Below are 20,077 nucleotides of genomic sequence, written 5' to 3'. Positions count from 1 at the left end.
AGAACATCAATGATAATCGACATTGATACAATTTAAAACCTTCCAGATCGACTCTAAGACAACAGGAGATAAAAAAAGTTGTCGAAATTTAAGCTGCGAGCAACTCTTTTGCATTAGCCAGCGTGTTTTTGGTGACTTCAGAACCTGCTAGTAATCTTGCAAGCTCTTGTAATCTTGATTTTTTATCCAGTAATTGCATATGCGTTTCCGTTTCTACGCCATTGGTTTCTTTGCTGACATAAAAATGGTGGTGACCGCACCCTGCCACTTGAGGTAAGTGAGTCACACACATGACTTGAGTGGATTCTCCGAGCTCACGTAGTAATTTTCCAACAATGGCAGCGGTTGGACCACTAATCCCCACATCGACTTCATCGAAAATTAAAGCAGGGGTGTCCATTTTCTTCGCTGTAATCACTTGGATAGCTAAAGCAATGCGAGATAATTCCCCCCCCGATGCAACTTTTGCTAACGCTTGATGTGGTTGTCCAGGGTTAGTCGTGACATTGAACTCCACTTTGCAAGCACCATCAATTTGTAGATTTTCAGGAACGAATTTGACATCAATAGTAAACAAGCCATGGGGCATAGAGAGCTGATGCATACTGTTTGTAATTAATTGGCTCAGCTCTTGTGCATAATGTAGACGAACGTGGTGTAAACGTTCTGCACACTCTAATGCTTTTTGGTGGTCAGCGAGGACTTGTGCATTGAGGGCTTCACAATCTTCATTTTGATTAGCAATTTGATTTTGCTCTTCGACTAATTGTTGAAAGAGCTCTGGTAGAGCTTCAGGTGTCACATGGTGCTTACGGGCTAAACTAATTTGCTTGGAAATGCGTTGTTCCAATTCAAATAAGCGATTTGGATCTAATTCATACTGGTCGCAATAATGTTTAATTTCATCACTGACTTCGCTAACTTGAATAGAGGCTTCTTCTAGCATATCCAGTAATCCAGAGAATTTGGGGTTTAGAGTGACTAAGTCAGTCAATTCATTTTTTGCCATGTTCAATAGGCTAATAACGTTAGCCTCATCACTTTCGGTGAGAATTTGTGAAGCAGTTTGTCCAATGGTGAGAAATTGCCCATGATTAGCCAATTGTTTATATTCTTGGTCAATTTCTTCAAATTCCCCTTGGATAGGGAGAAAGTCATTTAATTCTTTTAAATGGTAATCAAGTAACTGCTGACGAGATTCACGCTCTTGCATCTGTTTTTGAAAAATAGCCAATTGCTGACAAGATTCATGCCATGTTTGCCATGTTTGCTTCATTTGAGCGAGTAATTGTTGCTGATTTGCATACGCATCAAGCAGAGATTGCTGATGGTCACTATCTAACAATAATTGGTGAGCATGTTGACCGTGAATTTGAATCAGTAGCGCACCCAGTTCACGTAACTGTGAAAGCGGAACAGAAACACCATTAATAAAGCCGCGAGAACGGCCATCAACAGCAATGGTACGACGTAGTAAGCATTCGTTATGATTATCAAGTTGATGTTCAATCAGCCAGGTTGTTGCCATTTGTGCATCAGATAAAGAAAAACGTGCACATAAGTCAGCACGTTGAGCTCCTGGGCGCACCATGTTGGCTTCCCCACGGTTGCCTAAACATAAACCGAGAGCGTCAATAGCAATGGATTTACCCGCACCGGTTTCACCTGTAATTGTTGTCATACCGCTACGAAAATCGATTTCTAACTCACGAACGATGGCAAAATTATTGATGGTTAGTTGGGTTAGCATCTGCGCTCTCCTGTTTAAATACACAACTGTATTTTCATACAGTTTAACCTGTTTTTTTATACAGTAAAGAGGCAGAGTGAAAAAATTAAAAAGTTTTTTTAGACCAACCGAGCTTTGAGCTTAACGTATTGAAATAATTATAATCTTTAGGGTGGATTAAATTCAGACTCTTTGAGCTGCGTTTAATAATGACTTCTTCACCATCTTGGATAGGGAGCATAATTTGACTATCACAGCTGACTTCATAATCGATATTTGTACGTAAAAACTTCAAACGAATACTGCTGTCACTGCTAATCACGAGTGGGCGAGATGATAGGGTATGTGGGAACATTGGTACCAACACAATTGCATCTAAATTCGGTGTCAAAATTGGACCACCTGCGGAAAGAGAGTAGGCGGTTGAACCTGTTGGTGTCGCAATAATTAGACCATCAGAGCGCTGAGAAAAGGCAAATTTCTCATCGATGTAGACTTCAAACTCAATCATGTGTGCGACTTTTCCTGGGTGAAGAACCACTTCGTTAATTGCGCTACTTTTACGGGCCTTTTGATTTGCTTTGATAACTTGGGCTTCTAATAAAAAGCGCTGTTCTTCATGATATTCTCCTTCAAGAACACAAGACAGTTGTTGGAGTGCATTATCAGGATCAAGGTCAGTTAAAAATCCTAAATTACCTCGGTTTACGCCAATAACCTTATTGTTATAGCGAGATAAAATTCGTGCAGCACCGAGCATGTTGCCATCCCCTCCGACTACAACGACTAAATCTGCCTGCTGACCGATTTCTGTTAAAGTGCCTGTATTGGCATCTTTTAATTTCAAATCTTTAGCCACTTGCTTATCAATGATTGCATGGTAATTTTTTGAAATGAGCCAATGGTAGATGAGTTCATGGGTCGCCAGTGCTTCAGGGTGCCTTGGGTGTCCGACAATACCGATAGTTTTAAATTGTGAAGATGGTGTCATCTTAGCCTTTTGCATACTTTTTTAACTCCTCGTTGTATGACTTCCCTTGAATCCCTGTATTAGATCCCCATAATACTCCCATAGATAGAATTATTGCTAAATACGCGGAGATATTCATGAGTAGTAAAGAACAAAACATGCATGATGAGCAAGCTTCTGAGCAAAATGAAACACAAAAAGTGCAAGCAGAGCAAGAAGTAGAAACTCAACAAGCTGATTTACAAGCAGAAGAACAAGCGTTAGCCGCGCGTATTGCTGAGCTTGAACAGCAACTTGAAGCTTCTCGTAAAACTGAACGTGAAGCAATGCTACGTGCTCATGCTGAAATCGAAAATATTCGTCGTCGCACAGAACAAGATATTGAAAAAGCCCACAAGTTTGCACTTGAGAAATTTTCCAATGAATTGTTGCCTGTGATTGATAACTTAGAGCGCGCTATTGACGCGGCAGACCGTGAAAGTGAAGAATCCAAAGCAATGCTAGAAGGTTTGGATCTTACGCTAAAAACGTTCTTAGATGCAGTGTCTAAGTTTGGTATTGTGCCTGTTGATGAGGCAAATGTGCCATTCAACCCTGAAGTTCACCAAGCGATGACCATGATTGAATCTCCTGACCACAGTGCTGGTCAAGTGATTAACGTGATGCAAAAAGGTTATACCTTAAATAATCGTCTGTTGCGCCCTGCGATGGTGATCGTTTCTAAATAAGTTTAGAACGAGATATGATTTTAGGATATAGAACAAAATGGGATGCTAAGCATCCCATTTTTATATCCATAGATTGCTATTACGCAGGGATAACTGGGTTCCAGTTGATAGGGGTACGGCCTTGCTGCTCAAGTAATTGATTAGCCTTAGAGAAGTGACCACACCCAAGGAAACCGCGGTGTGCGGATAGTGGTGATGGGTGAGGCGCTTTGAGTACATGATGGCGCTTAGTGTCAATAATGCGACCTTTCTTTTGCGCGTGTGAGCCCCATAACAGAAAAATAACGCCTTCAGTATGGTCATTAATTGCTTGGATAACTTTATCTGTAAACGCTTCCCACCCTAAATGTGCATGTGAATGGGCATGACCTTGTTCAACGGTTAGTACAGTATTAAGCAATAAAACACCTTGCTGTGCCCAGCTTAGGAGATACCCATGGTCTGGGCGAACAAATCCAGGAATATCTTTCTCAAGTTCTTTATACATATTTACAAGTGATGGTGGTGCTTTAATGCCTGGACGCACTGAAAAGGATAAACCATGAGCTTGCCCCGGACCATGATAAGGGTCTTGCCCTAATATCACGACTTTAATATCACCCAATTCTGTATAACGAAAAGCATTGAAAACATCTTCTTGTGGAGGATAGATCACTTTGCCGTTTTCTCTTTCTTTAGCAACAAACGCAAGGGTATCTTTAAAGTAAGGCTGTGATTTTTCTGCACCGATTACGTCGTGCCAAGTCATCGTGTTTGACATGAATTATTCCATAGTGATGTGTTTTATAGTGCTTAGCTTACTGGTTCATGGCGCATAGATAAAGTGTTGTTCCATCTTAACCCCCTTAAATTATTTAAAATTATTTTGAAAATTTACAAAAATAATTAAAAAATCCATTTATGAATATTGATTTAAATCATAAAGATGCACGAGTTTGGTTAATTACCATACGAAATAATTGATAAATATCAAAGAAAGCGAGGGGGCTAGCTGGTATATATTAGATAAACAGGTTGGTTAGACCAATTATCCAATCAACAGCGATTAAAAATAGTTAGTAAAGGTTGATCAAAATCTGATTCGAACGTGGAGGTCGAGATGATTACTGGTATTCAAATTACAAAAAGTGATAATGCTGCACTACTTAATTCTTTCTGGTTAATCGATAGCGAGTCAAATGAAGCTCGCTGTGTGTGTGCGAAAGCGGATTATAACGAAGGTCAGGTTGTTGCTAAAGATGAATTAGGTGCTTTTGAGTACCGCGAAGTTCCTCTGGAAATGAAACCGACTGTACGTGTGGAAGGTGGTCAGCACTTAAATGTTAACGTATTAAGCCGTGAAACATTAGAAGATGCAGTGAAAAATCCAGAAAAATATCCTCAATTAACGATTCGTGTTTCTGGCTATGCCGTGCGTTTTAATTCATTAACGCCTGAACAACAACGCGATGTTATTACCCGTACTTTCACTGAAAGCCTGTAATAAACATTAAGGGGTCAATAGATCTCTTATCTTAATAAATTCTAAAAGCCATTGTTCTCAATGGCTTTTTTATTTGTCTCTAACAAAGTAGATTATTTCCCTCCTTAGTTATTTATATTTCAATATTCTTCCAGCATACAGCATTTGTTAGGGAGAATTTATGCCATTGAGTACATTAATACAGCAGACAGTAAGTAAGGATGAACTTTCATTTGTTGAGGAAGGTTTAAATTTATATCAACAGAATACATTTTTGGAATCGTTATGCAGTCCTCGTGATAAATGGTCTAAAAATATAATGCGGGAGGATTTTTTAGGAAGAGATGCACAGAATAAAGATTATCTTTTAGCGCTACTTTCACAAGGTGCTTATCATCATAATTGGCGAGATATTCATGGAATAGAAAAACTCAGTACATCAAAAATTAACGCGTTAGGTATTGATGCAGAACTTTTAAATAATGAATTTACCGGTTTCCAATCGAATATTTGTTGTTTTAATGGTCTATATATTATTTGTTTTGCGGGAACGAATGATATTGTCGATTTCTATGCGAATATTCGACAAGGATTAGGATATTACGAACCTCAATTCTTTCAGGCTGTGGGGTTAACGAATATTCTATATCGAGCGGTTAAAGGCAATATTATTTGCACTGGGCACTCTTTAGGAGGAGGGCTAGCATCGATAGCAGCATTGGCAAGTCAATCACCTTGTATTTCATTTAGCCCGTCAGGGCTTGCACAAAACACAGTACATAAAATTGGGATGGATTATAACATTGCTAAACAGCGAGCAGATGAAGGTTTGATACGCTTTTATACTGTTCAATATGATTGGCTTGATGTACTGCAAAACAGGTTACCAATCCCTTCTGCGTTGGGAAATTGTATCAAAATGGCTTATAGCGAACATAATTCTTGGAAAGACTGGTTACCACACCGTTTGTTGACCAGGAGCTTTATTGCACATTCAATGGTTAAGATTATAAGGATGATGTGCAAACATAAACCATGGAATAATTGGAATGCGATTACAGGTGAATTTGATAAAACTTCGGATTCTATGTTGAATGATCTTCCAAACATAGAGCAACGACGAAGTTCTAATTGGCAAGAAAGCTGTAAAACATCAATTAAGAGAGAAAATATAAACGAATTTATTGCGCTACTTTCAATGAAAAATAAGCACTGTGATATTGATAAGCTCGCAATGCAGTCTGTTCGAGCTGGAAATAGTCAATTCATTAAAATATTGTTGGAATCCCCTTATGGTCAGGGAATTAAAAAAATGCAATTGGCTCAACAAAAAACAGTTTTACATTTGGCTGCTCAAAGTGGAAGAGTCGCACAATCAGAAATTTTGTTAAGTAATGGCTTAATGGTCAATGTTAAAGATAATTTAGGAAATACTCCATTGCATGACGCTTTAAATAGTCACTCTTTAGAGGTTGCTGAATTATTATTATCGAGTGGTGCTGACTGGCGAATGGAAAATAGTCAAGGCTATAATTGCCGCGATATTTTAGATAATCACATGATAAAAGCAGAGTCATTGACCCATGAAAGCCGGATAATGAGAGAGAAAGTATATAAACTAATGAATTAAAAACGGGCCGAAGCCCGCTTTTATGAGTATCACTTTTAGGTGTTTTACTTGGTTTTATTGCTATCGGTTGTCGATGGCGCCACAGGAGTGCGGCGTTTACCGATATTTTTCTTATCGCGGTGGCGTACTTTTTCTTTTTTCTTACTTTGTTCTTCTTTTTTCTTTTCTTTACGCTTAGCCAGCACTTTCTTAGATGGCTTCGGCTTATTTAGCATCGCTTCAGAAGGCGCTTTTGTTGTTGGTCGTAAAGAATCCACCACGCGGATTTTAATTGGATCTTCAATGTAGCGAGTGATTTTACCCAGTAGAGGGAAATCGTGAGCTTCCACTAAAGAGAGGGCAGTACCTTTGCGTCCTGCTCGACCTGTACGACCAATACGGTGCAGATAGACATCAGCAGTACGCGGTAAGTCGAAGTTGAACACATGGCTGACATTTTCGATATCTAATCCACGAGAGGCTACATCGGTAGCAACCAAGACTTTAACTTGTCCTGTCACTAAACGGCGAACCGCTTCGTTGCGTTTTGCTTGAACCATTTCACCTTCAAGATAACAAGGTTCAATACCGGCATCACGTAACCACTGCACGACTTCGCGAACGCGTTCACGCTTACGCACAAACACAATTGACTTAGTGACATCTTCCTGCTTAAGAAGATGGCAAAGTAGGGCAGTTTTGTGCTCTAAAGTGTCGGCACGATAGTAAAACTGCTGGATTTTTTTACGTTCGCGACGTGATGGTTCTGCATCAATTTCGATAGGATCTTCAAGCAGACGTTCAGCGAAATCGCGAATAGCTTCCCCTTCAAGGGTCGCAGAAAATAGCATGGTCTGCTTACGCCAGCGAGTTTCGCCCGCGATGGTTTCGATATCATGAGCAAAGCCCATGTCGAGCATCCGATCTGCTTCATCGAGGATCAGAATTTCGACCGCGCGGCAATCAAAGTTTTCTTCTTTAATGTATTGCAGCAAACGTCCGGTCGTTGCGACGACGATATCTTGGTTTTCGCTGAAGACTTCAGCGTGGTTCATATAAGCAACGCCGCCTGTGATTGTGGCAACGTCTAAATGATTATGTGCACACAACTCTTTGGCTTGGTCAGCGACTTGCATAGCGAGTTCGCGAGTTGGTGTTAAAATCAGGACGCGAGGTGGTCCTGATTTTTTTCTTGGAAAGTCAAGTAAATGCTGAATGGCTGGCAACAAGAATGCCGCGGTTTTACCTGTTCCGGTTGGGGCTGAACCTAAAACGTCTCGCCCATCCATTGCAGCAGGGATGGCAGCTTCTTGGATAGCCGTCGGGCGCTCATAACCTTTATTGGTCAGCGCAGTGATCAGGCTTTCATCAAGCTCAAGTTCAGAAAATGTGGATGCAGTCATGATATACCTCTATTTGGGGCGCTGATTATAAACAGGTTAGCAAAATTGTTCACCACAAAAATCAGCTTTGTGCAGAGTTTACCTGTTTTTGTTAGCGGGGGGTATATAAGGAAGCGCCTTACCTACTATGAGGTGTTGTCCGTAAGACATTTTCATAGCAGGTAAGGAAAAGATGTGGAATTAGCTAAGCATGTTAATTAGCCAAGTATGGTAAGGAATACCGACGAGGTCGATCAGCACAGCACCGCTGAGTGGCACAATCATAAACGCTTTCATCGACACATGTTTGTAGCGCTCACAAACCGATGACATATTGGCCATCGCGTTCGGCGTGGCGCCCAGTCCATGCCCCATCATGCCGGAGCACATGACGGCAGCATCGTAGTTTTTACCAAGGAGTCTGAAGACAACGAAGACAATAAACAGAATGATAGCAACAGTCTGCGCCAATAAAATGATGAAGAGCGGCAGGGCGATGACTTTCAATTCCCAAATTTTTAGCGACATCATCGCCATGGTTAAGAATAACCCCAGAGAAACATCAGAAATTAAATTGATTGATTTCTGGTTAATACGAACAATTTCAGCTTGGTCATTAATATTTCGCACAATAATTGCGATAATCATTGCACCCACATAGCTCGGTAAAGAAAAACCGGTCGCTTTAGTAAATTGCGCTGAAGCAAACTGTCCCACGACCATGACACCTAAAATCAGAGCTAACATTTTTAAGAAAGCATGAGCATCGATTGAGTCGATTTTACCCGCCAGTTTTTCTTCAACTTTTACATTCTCGACATTTTCTTCGGATTGAATGGTCACCTTGTGTTTCTTAATGAGATAGCTCGCGATAGGTCCACCTAACAAGCTACCAGAAATCAAACCAAATGTTGCCGCAGCAATCGCGGCGACAGTTGCGGATTGCACTCCAAGCCCTTCAGCCATACTGCCAAATGCAGCAGCACCACCATGTCCCCCGGTGAGAGAAACGCCGCCCGCCATGATCCCGATAACCGGGTCAATACCTAATAAATGGGCAAGGCCTGCTCCAAATGTGTCTTGGAAAATGACTAAGGTCCAACAAATTAAAAGGTAAGTGATTAATAAGCGTCCGCCGCTTTTTAATACGCGGAAGCTGCCATCAATACCGACAGTGGTAAAGAATGCGACCATTAAGAAAGTTTGTAAGCTGGTATCAAATGAGATTTCAGCTAAGTCGAAAGATTTTAATCCCCAGATAAGTAAGCTGACTAAAAATCCACCAATGACTGGCGAAGGAATGCAAAAACGTTGTAGCCATTCAATACGCTTTTTGAGGTGAACTCCCATTAGTAAACAAATTACAGTCAAGAAGAGGGTGGTGAGTGTGTCGATGTGGAACGTCATATTTTTCCCTTTTTTATACCTTGTCTTTCGTGCTACAGCGCTGTTGGTTTCTCTCAGCTACCCTAGCCACATACTTGTGTATGTTCCTAGGAATACCTTCATTCACCACCTAGCTGTAACTCGAAATCCAAGGGTATAAATATCTTTATGATGAAAGAGATAAATACGCTTAATTTTCAAACTACAGTGTTGTTGGCTATTTCGAACCTCAGTGCTGTTTATTGTTAACTAGTTACTTAGTTGACTAAGTTTTTATTTATATTTTGAAAGACAAGGTAAAATTGTTTATCAGTCGTTTTATTGTGTTTGTTGTTTTTAGAATAAATATTGGTAAACCAAGTAAGCTGCTAATTTTGATGTGTGGTTATCAATATCAAATTCAGGGTTACATTCAGCGATATCAAATAGCGTAATCTTGCCGCTAGATTTGATGACGTTAAACAATTCATCAAATGTTTCAGTGGAAATGCCTCTGGCGGCAGGCGCGCTGACTCCCGGAGCTATACCGGCAGAAAATACGTCCAAGTCCACAGTGACATACAGGAAATCCACTGAATTTATAAATTGCTTAATTTTTTCAATAGCATGTGGCAATAAACTCGGAGTTAATGCTTTATCACGAATGTAGTGACTGCCTAAGCGATCTGCTGTGTCGAATAACACTTTGGTATTACCATGATCGGCAATACCTAAGCATAAGTAATTGAAAGGGCGCTGATGTTTGGCGCACAGTTGTGATGATTGTAAAAATGGTGTACCAGAGGTGGCTTCGTCAGCTTCACGTAAATCAAAGTGCGCATCAAAGTTTATGATCCCAATGGTTTTTTCCGGGTGATGTTTGTGAATATAATCAAAAACACCTTGGAAACTGGCAAAGCCCACTTCGTGCCCACCACCTAACACAATCGGTTTTTGTTGTTGTTCTAGAATGGAAATGATCTCATCGGATAAGCGACGTTGAGCGATTTCTAAATTGCCATCATCACAGCTAACCGTCCCTGCATCACGAATGGCGAGCGGCTGGTGGATAGGCAGACCTGCAAGTTGACGGCGAATAGCATCCGGCCCCATTTTAGCCCCTAGGCGACCTTTATTACGACGAACACCTTCGTCCGAAGCAAAGCCTAGAATGGCAAACTCAGCAGGTGAGCATTGGTTGATGACTTGGTGGATCCGCAAATGTTCAGGTGTTTCACCATCAGTACGACCCTGCCATTGAAAAGGTTGTGTCATAGTTACTCCAAGTTAATCAGTTTTGTTATATTTTGTGCTGTTTGGCATGTCGCTTTGATGAGCTCATCGACGCGATTAATTGCCCGAAATTCAGGTGCCATCACTGAGACGACAGCTAAAATATCATTCCCTTTGAACACGGGAGCTGAAGCGCCAAAAACGCCCACGTCAATTTCACCAACGGAGATGCCATAACCCTGTTGGCGAATTTGCACCAAATCCTGTTTTAAGTTTTGCAAATAGTTATCTTTGTGTAGCTGTTTTGCATGGGTTTCAAAGACCAACTCTTGGTATTGTTCATCTCTGTACGCTAAGAGGGTTTTGGCACTCGCGCCTCGGATTACTGTATTACCGTGCCCCACAATGAAAGAGCAGCGTACGGCTTGCTCACTATCAATTTTATCGACACAAATGGTTTCCCGTAGATTAGCGGTAATAATTGCCGCGGTTTCTTGGGTCTTTTTCGCTAATGCGTGAAGCTCCGATTTTGACGAAGTCATCAATAAACTATGGTGATAGTATTTTTCTTGGGTTTTGATACTCTGCGCACCGACGGTATAAGTGCCATACTGTTTAGAGTAAGTCACGAATTCCCAATTTATGAGAATAGTTAAAAGTCGATAAACTGTTGAGATTGGAATATCAAGCTCTTTAGAAATAGTTTGTGGTGTGACGGGAGATGCACAAGTTGTGACAAACGATAAGATATCTAGTGTTCGATTAATGCTGTTCATGGCATCTCCTTTTTCTCGAACTTAGCAGTAAAAAAAATCACTAACAAATCACATTCTCATATTGTGAGAATAATATTATTGTAATTGAATTAAATTTCTAGATTTGTGGACTGAAATTGAGAATGTGTACGCAAATCATATTCAAACCAGAGTGGCTGTATGAGCGAACAAAAAAAGCGTTATCGAAAAGGCGGGTTTACTTTCAAGCAATTTTTTGTTGCCCATGATCGTTGTGCAATGAAAGTCGGAACGGATGGGGTGTTACTGGGTGCGTGGGCGCCAGTAAGCCCTGCAAAATACGCGTTAGATATTGGTAGTGGAAGTGGTTTAATCGCATTAATGTTGGCTCAGCGTAACACTCAGTTGCATATTGATGCCGTTGAACTTGATGCGGATGCCGCTTCGCAGGCCCATGAAAATTTTAATGCATCGCCATGGTCTGATCGATTGCAGGTATTTCATCAGGATATTATTACGTTTAGTGAACAGCCTCATCGGCAATATGATTTAATTGTCAGCAATCCACCTTACTTTGAACCCGCAGTGGCGTGTCGAGATGAACAGCGGGATCAAGCGCGCTATACCCGCACACTTAATCATCAAGTGTTACTAGATAGCGCCAAGCGTTGTCTAGCGCCTGAAGGTATTTTTTGCTTAGTTTTGCCTTATGATGTTGGGGAGAAGGTTGAGGACATGGCGCTCACGAGTGGTTGGAGTTTAGCTTATCGTGTGCAGGTTCAAGATAAATTGCATACTCCATATCATCGTATGTTATTAGGGTTGGCACAGAAGGAGATGGAGACCGAGATTTCATCTTTGACGCTGAAACAGCAAGAGGGGAGTTATACCAATGAGTTTATTGCCTTGATTCAGCCTTTCTACCTTAAATATTAAAAGCCTATCAGTGATTGACTCACCGATAAGCTTTTGATGAATCACGACAATATTATCGCGTTAGAATAGTTGGACCGGATTCAGGTAAAAGCTCTGGATAATCTAACGTGTAGTGAAGGCCTCGGCTTTCTTTACGTTCAAGGGCACAACGCACCATTAATTCTGCGACTTGTACTAAATTTCGTAGCTCTAACAAATTGTTGGAAATTCGGAAATTAGCATAGTAATCATTAATTTCTTGCTGAAGTAAGTGAATACGACGCAAGGCGCGTTCTAGGCGTTTTGTCGTACGAACGATCCCCATGTAATCCCACATAAACAAGCGTAATTCATGCCAATTATGCTGAATGATAACTTGTTCATCAGAATTATGAACTCGGCTCTCATCCCATTCTGGTAGGTGAGAAACGGCAGGGATTGCGTCGATTGTTTTGGTGATGTTTTCCGCCGCTGCCCATCCATACACAAGGCATTCGAGTAGTGAGTTAGATGCCATGCGATTAGCACCGTGTAGTCCGGTATAACTCACTTCACCGATAGCATATAAATTAGGAATATCGGTCATGCCAGTCGAGTCAACGACTACACCGCCACAGGTATAATGTGCTGCGGGAACGATCGGGATCGGTTCTTGGGTTAAGTCTAACCCTAATGTCAGTAATTTGGCGTAAATCGTAGGGAAGTGATTTTTAATAAAATCCGGTGATTTATGGCTGATATCCAAATACATACAGTCAGCGCCGAGGCGCTTCATTTCATGGTCAATGGCTCTAGCGACAATATCCCGTGGCGCTAATTCACCACGCTCATCATAGTCGGGCATAAAACGGCTACCATCGGGGCGTTTTAGGTAAGCCCCTTCGCCTCGTAGTGCTTCGGTGAGTAAAAAATTACGTGCTTGAGGGTGGAATAAACACGTTGGATGAAATTGGTTAAATTCCAAGTTAGCGACTCGACAGCCCGCTCGCCATGCCATCGCAATGCCATCACCAGATGAAATATCGGGATTGGTGGTATATTGATAGACTTTGGCAGCGCCGCCTGTGGCTAAGACGACCGTTTTGGTCCGGATCGTTTCGACCTGCTCTTTTTGACGGCTCCAAACATAGGCGCCAACAATGCGCGAGTGAGTTGCTTTTTGTGCTTTGTCTTCGAGGATCAAATCAACGGCATTATAACGTTCTTTTATCTGGATATTTGGGTGGTTGAAAGCAAGGTTCACAAGGGTGGTTTCAACTTCTTTTCCCGTTGCATCTGCGTGGTGCAGAATACGACGATGACTGTGTCCACCTTCTCGAGTGAGATGATACTGGGTTTCTCCTGTTTCGTTGACCTCGGTATCGAAAAGTACGCCTTGGTCAATCAGCCATTGAACGCAATGCTTCGCGTTTGAGGCAATGAATTCCACTGTGCTTCGTTCACAAATCCCAGCGCCTGCGATGAGGGTATCATCAACATGGGATTCGATGCTGTCTGTATCATCAAAAACAGCGGCAATTCCGCCTTGAGCGTAATAGGAAGCACCTTCATTGAGCGTGCTTTTACTGAGAATCGTCACTTGATGAAAGGGTGCTAGCCGGAGTGCGGCTGATAATCCTGCGACACCACTTCCAATGATTAAAATATCAGTGTCATGCTGTGTGGATGTGTTCATAAGTATTTGCGTGTTGTGTTTCTATAAAGAATTTTATGTTAGCCTATCGAGCTGCCTCTGACTATGCATTAATCCACATTTAGCGTCATCGGCGAGCGCGATAATTTAGCGGTGCGTTGTTTGACTATTTTGCTAAAAAATATTTTGTTAGAGAAATCATAGCGAGCTAAATGATAGATAGATTATACGAATGAATAAATGCCATGTATTCGTGCCGCATATATGCCTGTTTTGTGTATACTATTAGGTAGTGCTCACAAGGATCGATGGGATCGATTAAGAAACTTAGATCTCATTTTTTGGAATTATTTTCGGTTTTTTTCGGAATAAATTGAACTTCATCAGTTTTTATTACTCGAAGTTAGGCTTGCTTAAGGAAGGGAGAAGATGAACAAGCTAAGTCATTATCAATCTGTGTTCAGGAGATGGATCCTGGAATGAGCGAGCAGCTGACAGACCAAATCTTGGTTGAGAAAGTACAAAAAGGCGACCAACAAGCTTTCAACTTACTGGTAATTAAATACCAGCATAAAGTTGCAAGTCTCGTTTCTCGTTATGTACCACAAGCAGATGTGCCTGATGTCGCGCAAGAGTCATTTATTAAGGCTTATCGTGCAATAGGTTCGTTTCGTGGCGACAGTGCTTTTTATACTTGGCTTTATCGAATTGCTGTCAATACGGCAAAGAACTATTTAGTCGCTCAAGACCGGCGTCCTCCCGCGTCAGATCTTGAAGCTAGTGACGCAGAAAACTTCGAATCAGCCGGTGCATTGAAAGAAATTTCGAACCCAGAGAACTTAATGTTGTCTGATGAATTAAAGCGAGTTGTTTTCCGTACCATTGAGTCACTGCCAGAGGATCTCCGAATGGCAATTACATTACGAGAACTTGATGGTTTAAGTTATGAAGAGATAGCTGAAGTGATGGATTGCCCTGTAGGCACAGTCCGATCACGGATCTTCAGGGCGAGGGAAGCAATTGATGAAAAAGTTCAGCCGTTGATCCAACAGCATTAATTGGTTGGATCGCGAGTTACCATTTAACTGTGAGCAATTAACTGAAGGTAATTGGGCATGCAAAGAGAGAAACTTTCCGCAATGATGGATGGTGAAGCTCTAGATTTAGAACTCATTAATACCATTTCATGTGATTCAACGTTAAAGCAACGTTGGGAGAGCTATCATCTTGTTCGTGATACTCTGCGCAATGATACTGGCGATGTTATTCATTTTGATATTGCTAGTAAAGTTGCGGCAGCGCTAGAAAATGAAGCGGTGCGAATTAGTCCTCAGGCAGTTGTTGAGTCACAGCCAGAACCAGCAAGCTGGAGTGGCTTCCCGTTTTGGAACAAAATTCGTCCATGGGCAAGCCAAATTACACAAATTGGCGTAGCAGCATGTGTGTCACTCGCGGTGATTGTGGGTGTTCAACAATACAATCAAAGTAATAGTGTTGATTCTACTGTGGATGATCCCGTATTCAATACCGTTCCCGTTGGACGTGGTGCGCCAGTGAGTTTAAATATTTCAGATAGCCAATTGTTTGGCACTGAACAGCAAACTCAACAAATTGAACAACAAAATCAACGTATCAATGCCATGCTACAACAGTATGAAATTGAAAGACGTTCGATGCTGAATCAACAGCTTCACGACAGTGATAAAAATAGCGCATCAGCTGGAGTTAAACAGCAATAATGAACAAATGGTTATCCGTCATCTGCCTGACGGGCAGCCTGATTATATCTAATCAAGCGTCGGCATCATCTACGGATGCCGATGTTCTTTTTAAAGAAATGGGAACGGCTGCCCAGAACTTGTCATATGAAATGTCTTTCATGACACTAAGTCCACAAAATATCGTCCCTGTTCGCTATCGTCATGCGATTCTCAATGGTGTTCCTGTTTCTCAAATGATCCAAATGGATTCATCTCGACGAGAAATTGTGCAAAATGGCAATCGAATTAGCTATTTTGAACCTGGATTTGATGCATTTAGCCTCAATGGTGAACACATCATCGATAATTTGCCAACGGTTATTTTTGCTGATTATCAAAAAATTCAGCCGTATTATAATTTTATTGATGCTGGTCGTACCCATATTGGCGATAAACCCGCATTAGTGATCCGTATCATTTCAAAAGATAATTCCCGATTCAATTATGTGCTATTAATCGATGAAGAAACTAAATTGCCACTACGTGTTGATTTATTGGATAATAATAATCAAACGTTGGAGCAGTTTCGGGTCATTTCGACGGTATTAGACAGCAAGAATGTACAAGACTCATTGAAATCTCTGAGCAATGTGAATCTCCCGCCATTATTATTATCACCGAAGAATGAAAACCCAGCGTTTAAATGGCAAGTGGGCATGTTACCACCAGGATTTGAGGAAGTTTCACGTTCGACGGGAAAACTGAATAAAGATGATATTGTAGAAACCGCGATGTTTAGTGACGGTTTATTTACATTTTCGGTCAATGTGACAAAAGCGTCGAAAGGTCCTTTACTTGATCAGCCATTGCAAAATGGTCGTCGCACAATTTACACCATGACTCAAAAGCAAAATGTGATTACGATAATAGGTGAGCTGCCGCTGCCAACATCACAGTTAATTGCGAGTAGCATTCAGTTTCGGGAGTAAATCATGGTAAAAGAATGGGCAACAGTGGTTAGGTGGCAAAAGGGGCGAGCATTATTGCGTTATGGTTCGTCTGCTGGTTGTGGAAGTTGCAGTGCTCGCGCAGCTTGTGGCTCTTATGCCTTAAATAAAATCGGACCTAACACAGAGCATGAGTTGGAAATTGACGTTGACCAGCCATTAGTCGTGGGGCAAAAAATTGAAGTTGGTATTCCTGAGGGAAGCTTACTTCGCTCAGCAATGCTAGTCTATTTAACGCCATTAATCGGACTATTTTTATTTGCTGCATTGGCTCAATCAGCTCAGTTAGAGCAAGTTTGGGTTGCTCTAACTGGTATTTTAGGCGGTTTTGTTGGCTTTTTTACGGCAAGAAAAGTGGCTTCTCGCTGGCGAAATAAAATCGACTTTGAGCCTATCGTGTTACAAATAGGACTGCCTCCTGGGGAAATCAGCGTTCAAGCACATTGTTGAATGTCACTGTATACCTTAATCGCCTGTAGTTATGCTTTTCACTACAGGCGATTTTGTTTTTAGTCGTTCAAAATGAAAAAAAACGAAATAAGTAACTTATTAAACTTTGGCAAGTTTACAGTTGTTTTACATTGAATCTTTGTGTTAGTGGGTTCTTGTATGTAAAATGCTGCTAATTAGCAATCTTGTGATAATCATAGCATTTTAGTTTTGTAGCGAAATTTGCTCAAAACTGATTTTGTAAGGCAATTTAAAAGAAGATATTACCTTGAAAATCAAAAACATCAGAAACTTTTCGATCATTGCACATATCGACCATGGAAAATCCACATTATCGGATCGTATTATTCAAATCTGTGGTGGCTTAACTGACCGTGAAATGGCGGCTCAGGTTTTAGACTCTATGGATCTGGAACGTGAACGTGGTATTACCATTAAAGCGCAAAGCGTTACGCTCGACTATAAAGCTTCAGATGGTGAAACCTACCAACTGAACTTTATCGATACCCCTGGACACGTAGACTTCTCCTATGAAGTATCCCGCTCATTGGCGGCGTGTGAAGGCGCATTATTAGTTGTGGATGCTGGCCAAGGGGTTGAGGCTCAAACTCTAGCAAACTGCTATACCGCTATTGAGATGGATCTGGAAGTGGTTCCGATCCTTAACAAAATTGACTTACCAGCCGCTGATCCAGAGCGCGTAGCTGAAGAGATTGAAGACATTGTGGGTCTTGATGCCCATGATGCCGTTCGTTGTTCTGCGAAAACCGGTATCGGTGTTCAAGATGTTATCGAACGTTTAGTGAAAGAAATTCCACCGCCAGAAGGTGATGGAGATGCCCCTTTACAAGCGCTGATTATCGACTCTTGGTTCGATAACTATTTAGGCGTTGTTTCTCTGATCCGTATTAAAAACGGAACATTGAAAAAAGGCGATAAAGTAAAAGTCATGAGTACAGGAAACGTCTACAACGCGGATCGCCTTGGTATTTTTACACCAAAACAAGTTGACCGTGATGTACTGAACTGTGGCGAAGTAGGCTGGTTGGTGTGTGCAATTAAAGATATCACTGGCGCACCTGTCGGGGATACTTTAACGGGAGCTCGTAACCCAGCAGATAAAGCATTACCTGGCTTTAAAAAAGTAAAACCTCAGGTATATGCGGGTCTGTTCCCGGTCAGTTCTGACGATTATGAAGCTTTCCGTGATGCATTAGGTAAATTAAGCCTGAATGACGCCTCTCTGTTTTATGAGCCAGAAACATCAACGGCATTAGGATTTGGTTTCCGCTGCGGTTTCCTTGGCTTACTGCACATGGAAATCATTCAAGAACGTTTAGAGCGTGAATACGATCTTGATCTGATCACGACGGCACCAACGGTAGTGTATGAAGTTCAGCAAACTAATGGTGAAGTGGTTTATGTGGATAGCCCATCAAAATTACCGCCGCTGAATAACATTGAAGAGTTAAGAGAGCCGATCGCTGAGTGTCACATGCTAATGCCTAAAGAGTATTTAGGTAACGTTATCACTCTGTGTATTGAAAAACGTGGTGTACAAACCAACATGGTTTATCACGGTAATCAGGTCTCATTGACGTATGAAATCCCAATGTCAGAAGTGGTGCTGGATTTCTTCGATCGCTTAAAATCGACATCCCGTGGTTATGCATCATTGGATTATTCATTCAAACGTTTCCAAACATCAGATATGGTGCGTGTGGATGTTTTAATCAATAACGAACGTGTGGACGCATTAGCTCTGATCACTCACCGTGGTAACTCTCAGTATCGCGGACGTGAACTGGTGGAAAAAATGAAAGAGCTGATTCCACGTCAACAGTTTGATATTGCAATTCAAGCGGCAATCGGTAACCACATTATTGCTCGTTCTACAGTGAAACAGCTGCGCAAAAACGTTCTTGCCAAATGTTATGGCGGTGACGTTAGCCGTAAGAAGAAACTGTTACAGAAGCAAAAGGATGGTAAGAAACGTATGAAGCAAGTGGGTAACGTTGAACTCCCACAGGAAGCGTTCCTTGCTATATTGCACGTAGGTAAAGACAGCTAAGTTTACAAGGAGTCTTAATGGCTAACACGTTTGCCCTGATCCTCACACTCGCTACGCTGGTGACGGGGATTATTTGGTGCTTAGATAAATTTAAGTTTGCGCCTGCACGTAAGGCGAAACTTAAAAAATTGCGGGAAGTAACAAACGGCTCAATGAACGAGGATGAACTGGCGAAAGCGGTTCGTCGTCCATCGTGGCTGGAAACAGGAACCTCAATTTTTCCTGTGTTAGCCATTGTTTTGATTGTTCGTTCATTTATTTATGAACCGTTCCAGATCCCATCAGGTTCGATGATGCCAACATTATTAGTTGGTGATTTTATGTTGGTTGAAAAGTTTTCATATGGATTAAAAGATCCAATAACACAAACCACATTAATCGAAACTGGTAAGCCTAATCGCGGGGATATTGCGGTATTTAAATATCCGAAAGAGCCAAATGTTGACTTCGTAAAACGCGTAATTGGTTTACCTGGCGATAAAATTATTTATAACCCAGAAGCGAAAGAATTAACCATTTATCCAAACTGTGCAGATAATCAATGTACTGAAAAATTGCCCGTCACATATGGTCCATTAGAGCCAAGTGAGTGGACAATGGTTTTTGAAAATAGCTCTGTGGTAGATAACCAATATGGTAATTATCAGATTCCAGTAGACCAAGCATTACCGAGTAATTCATTGCGTCAGTATGGTCGCAGTGAGCAGTTAGATACCGTCACGCATCAAATACTGACGATTAATAACTACATTACTCAATCAAAATATGTGCAACCAGGTTTACCACTTAATGAGTGGATAGTGCCTGAAAAACACTATTTTATGATGGGTGATAATAGAGACAATAGTTCAGATAGCCGTATGTGGGGCTTTGTTCCTGAACAAAACTTAGTTGGTCGTGCTGTATTTATCTGGTTAAGTTTAGATAAACAAGAAAACGAATGGCCAACAGGCATTCGCTTTAGCCGAATTGGTCCTCTATAATTCATTTCAGACAATGCGGGTTTTCATGAGAAAACTCGCATTATCATAAAGCATTATTATTTTACCCAGTGTACAATAATGTTGCTTTAAACATTATTGACTTCCT

At 41.3% G+C, this 20,077-nt stretch carries 18 protein-coding genes; 10 read left to right on the top strand and 8 right to left on the bottom strand.

The genetic code is table 11. From position 1 onward, the window contains the following. Positions 1 to 88: 88 nt before the first annotated feature. Both recN and nadK read right to left on the bottom strand, forming a co-directional pair. Positions 89 to 1,750, bottom strand: coding sequence for a DNA repair protein RecN (gene recN / locus PROVALCAL_RS08055; RefSeq protein WP_006658692.1), 1,662 nt, complete (start codon positions 1,748 to 1,750; stop codon positions 89 to 91). A gap of 85 nt (positions 1,751 to 1,835) precedes the next feature. Beyond that, positions 1,836 to 2,720: an NAD(+) kinase gene (nadK, locus tag PROVALCAL_RS08050; RefSeq protein WP_179896740.1), complete on the bottom strand. Its 885-nt coding sequence runs from the start codon at positions 2,718 to 2,720 to the stop codon at positions 1,836 to 1,838. Between the two features lie 116 nt (positions 2,721 to 2,836). Between nadK and grpE the strand changes: the two genes are divergently transcribed. Further along, complete coding sequence (grpE, locus tag PROVALCAL_RS08045; protein WP_006658690.1) at positions 2,837 to 3,427, top strand: nucleotide exchange factor GrpE; 591 nt, start codon at positions 2,837 to 2,839, stop codon at positions 3,425 to 3,427. A 79-nt stretch (positions 3,428 to 3,506) separates the two neighbouring features. Here grpE and ung read toward each other — a convergent pair whose 3' ends face one another. Then, complete coding sequence (ung, locus tag PROVALCAL_RS08040) at positions 3,507 to 4,187, bottom strand: uracil-DNA glycosylase (protein WP_006661275.1); 681 nt, start codon at positions 4,185 to 4,187, stop codon at positions 3,507 to 3,509. A gap of 339 nt (positions 4,188 to 4,526) precedes the next feature. Between ung and grcA the strand changes: the two genes are divergently transcribed. Together grcA and PROVALCAL_RS08030 are read left to right on the top strand one after the other, a co-directional pair. After that, a complete protein-coding gene (gene grcA / locus PROVALCAL_RS08035; RefSeq protein ID WP_006661276.1) occupies positions 4,527 to 4,910 on the top strand; it encodes an autonomous glycyl radical cofactor GrcA in 384 nt (127 codons plus the stop codon). Between the two features lie 160 nt (positions 4,911 to 5,070). Further along, entirely contained in the window at positions 5,071 to 6,519 is a 1,449-nt protein-coding gene (locus PROVALCAL_RS08030) for a Tle-like phospholipase domain-containing protein (protein ID WP_006658687.1), read from the top strand. Positions 6,520 to 6,563: 44 nt separating this feature from the next. Here PROVALCAL_RS08030 and srmB read toward each other — a convergent pair whose 3' ends face one another. From srmB to PROVALCAL_RS08010, 4 genes are all read right to left on the bottom strand, one after another. Then, positions 6,564 to 7,901, bottom strand: coding sequence for an ATP-dependent RNA helicase SrmB (gene srmB / locus PROVALCAL_RS08025; protein WP_006658686.1), 1,338 nt, complete (start codon positions 7,899 to 7,901; stop codon positions 6,564 to 6,566). A 180-nt stretch (positions 7,902 to 8,081) separates the two neighbouring features. Further along, positions 8,082 to 9,287 (bottom strand): sodium/glutamate symporter, encoded by a 1,206-nt coding sequence (gene gltS / locus PROVALCAL_RS08020; RefSeq protein ID WP_006661277.1) that lies wholly within the window; start codon positions 9,285 to 9,287, stop codon positions 8,082 to 8,084. A 315-nt stretch (positions 9,288 to 9,602) separates the two neighbouring features. Then, positions 9,603 to 10,520, bottom strand: coding sequence for a formimidoylglutamase (gene hutG / locus PROVALCAL_RS08015; protein ID WP_006658684.1), 918 nt, complete (start codon positions 10,518 to 10,520; stop codon positions 9,603 to 9,605). A 2-nt stretch (positions 10,521 to 10,522) separates the two neighbouring features. Next, the gene (locus tag PROVALCAL_RS08010) at positions 10,523 to 11,254 is read right to left on the bottom strand and encodes an IclR family transcriptional regulator (RefSeq protein WP_006658683.1); all 732 of its coding nucleotides are present in this window, start codon (positions 11,252 to 11,254) and stop codon (positions 10,523 to 10,525) included. A 159-nt stretch (positions 11,255 to 11,413) separates the two neighbouring features. Here PROVALCAL_RS08010 and trmN point away from each other — a divergent pair, with 159 nt between their 5' ends. Continuing rightward, positions 11,414 to 12,148 (top strand): tRNA(1)(Val) (adenine(37)-N(6))-methyltransferase TrmN, encoded by a 735-nt coding sequence (gene trmN / locus PROVALCAL_RS08005; RefSeq protein WP_006658682.1) that lies wholly within the window; start codon positions 11,414 to 11,416, stop codon positions 12,146 to 12,148. A 52-nt stretch (positions 12,149 to 12,200) separates the two neighbouring features. Here the strand turns inward: trmN and nadB are convergent, their stop codons facing one another. Next, entirely contained in the window at positions 12,201 to 13,802 is a 1,602-nt protein-coding gene (gene nadB, locus PROVALCAL_RS08000) for an L-aspartate oxidase (protein ID WP_006658681.1), read from the bottom strand. A gap of 437 nt (positions 13,803 to 14,239) precedes the next feature. Here nadB and rpoE point away from each other — a divergent pair, with 437 nt between their 5' ends. From rpoE to lepB, 6 genes are all read left to right on the top strand, one after another. Continuing rightward, positions 14,240 to 14,818, top strand: a complete 579-nt coding sequence (gene rpoE / locus PROVALCAL_RS07995) for an RNA polymerase sigma factor RpoE (protein WP_006661282.1) — start codon at positions 14,240 to 14,242, stop codon at positions 14,816 to 14,818. A gap of 57 nt (positions 14,819 to 14,875) precedes the next feature. After that, positions 14,876 to 15,499, top strand: coding sequence for an anti-sigma-E factor RseA (gene rseA, locus PROVALCAL_RS07990; RefSeq protein ID WP_006658679.1), 624 nt, complete (start codon positions 14,876 to 14,878; stop codon positions 15,497 to 15,499). Further along, entirely contained in the window at positions 15,499 to 16,449 is a 951-nt protein-coding gene (gene rseB, locus PROVALCAL_RS07985; protein ID WP_006658678.1) for a sigma-E factor regulatory protein RseB, read from the top strand. The genes rseA and rseB overlap by 1 nt, the downstream gene beginning before the upstream one ends. 3 nt (positions 16,450 to 16,452) lie before the next feature. Then, positions 16,453 to 16,917 carry a SoxR-reducing system protein RseC gene (rseC, locus tag PROVALCAL_RS07980; protein ID WP_006658677.1) on the top strand — a complete coding sequence of 155 codons (465 nt, stop codon included), beginning with the start codon at positions 16,453 to 16,455 and terminating at the stop codon, positions 16,915 to 16,917. Between the two features lie 274 nt (positions 16,918 to 17,191). Next, positions 17,192 to 18,988 carry a translation elongation factor 4 gene (lepA, locus tag PROVALCAL_RS07975; protein ID WP_036963946.1) on the top strand — a complete coding sequence of 599 codons (1,797 nt, stop codon included), beginning with the start codon at positions 17,192 to 17,194 and terminating at the stop codon, positions 18,986 to 18,988. 17 nt (positions 18,989 to 19,005) lie between these two features. After that, positions 19,006 to 19,971, top strand: coding sequence for a signal peptidase I (lepB, locus tag PROVALCAL_RS07970; RefSeq protein WP_006658675.1), 966 nt, complete (start codon positions 19,006 to 19,008; stop codon positions 19,969 to 19,971). Positions 19,972 to 20,077 lie beyond the last annotated feature (106 nt).

Origin of the sequence: Providencia alcalifaciens DSM 30120 (assembly GCF_000173415.1) — a bacterium.
Lineage (GTDB): Bacteria > Pseudomonadota > Gammaproteobacteria > Enterobacterales > Enterobacteriaceae > Providencia > Providencia alcalifaciens.
This window is presented reverse-complemented; position numbering and strand designations above follow the sequence as displayed.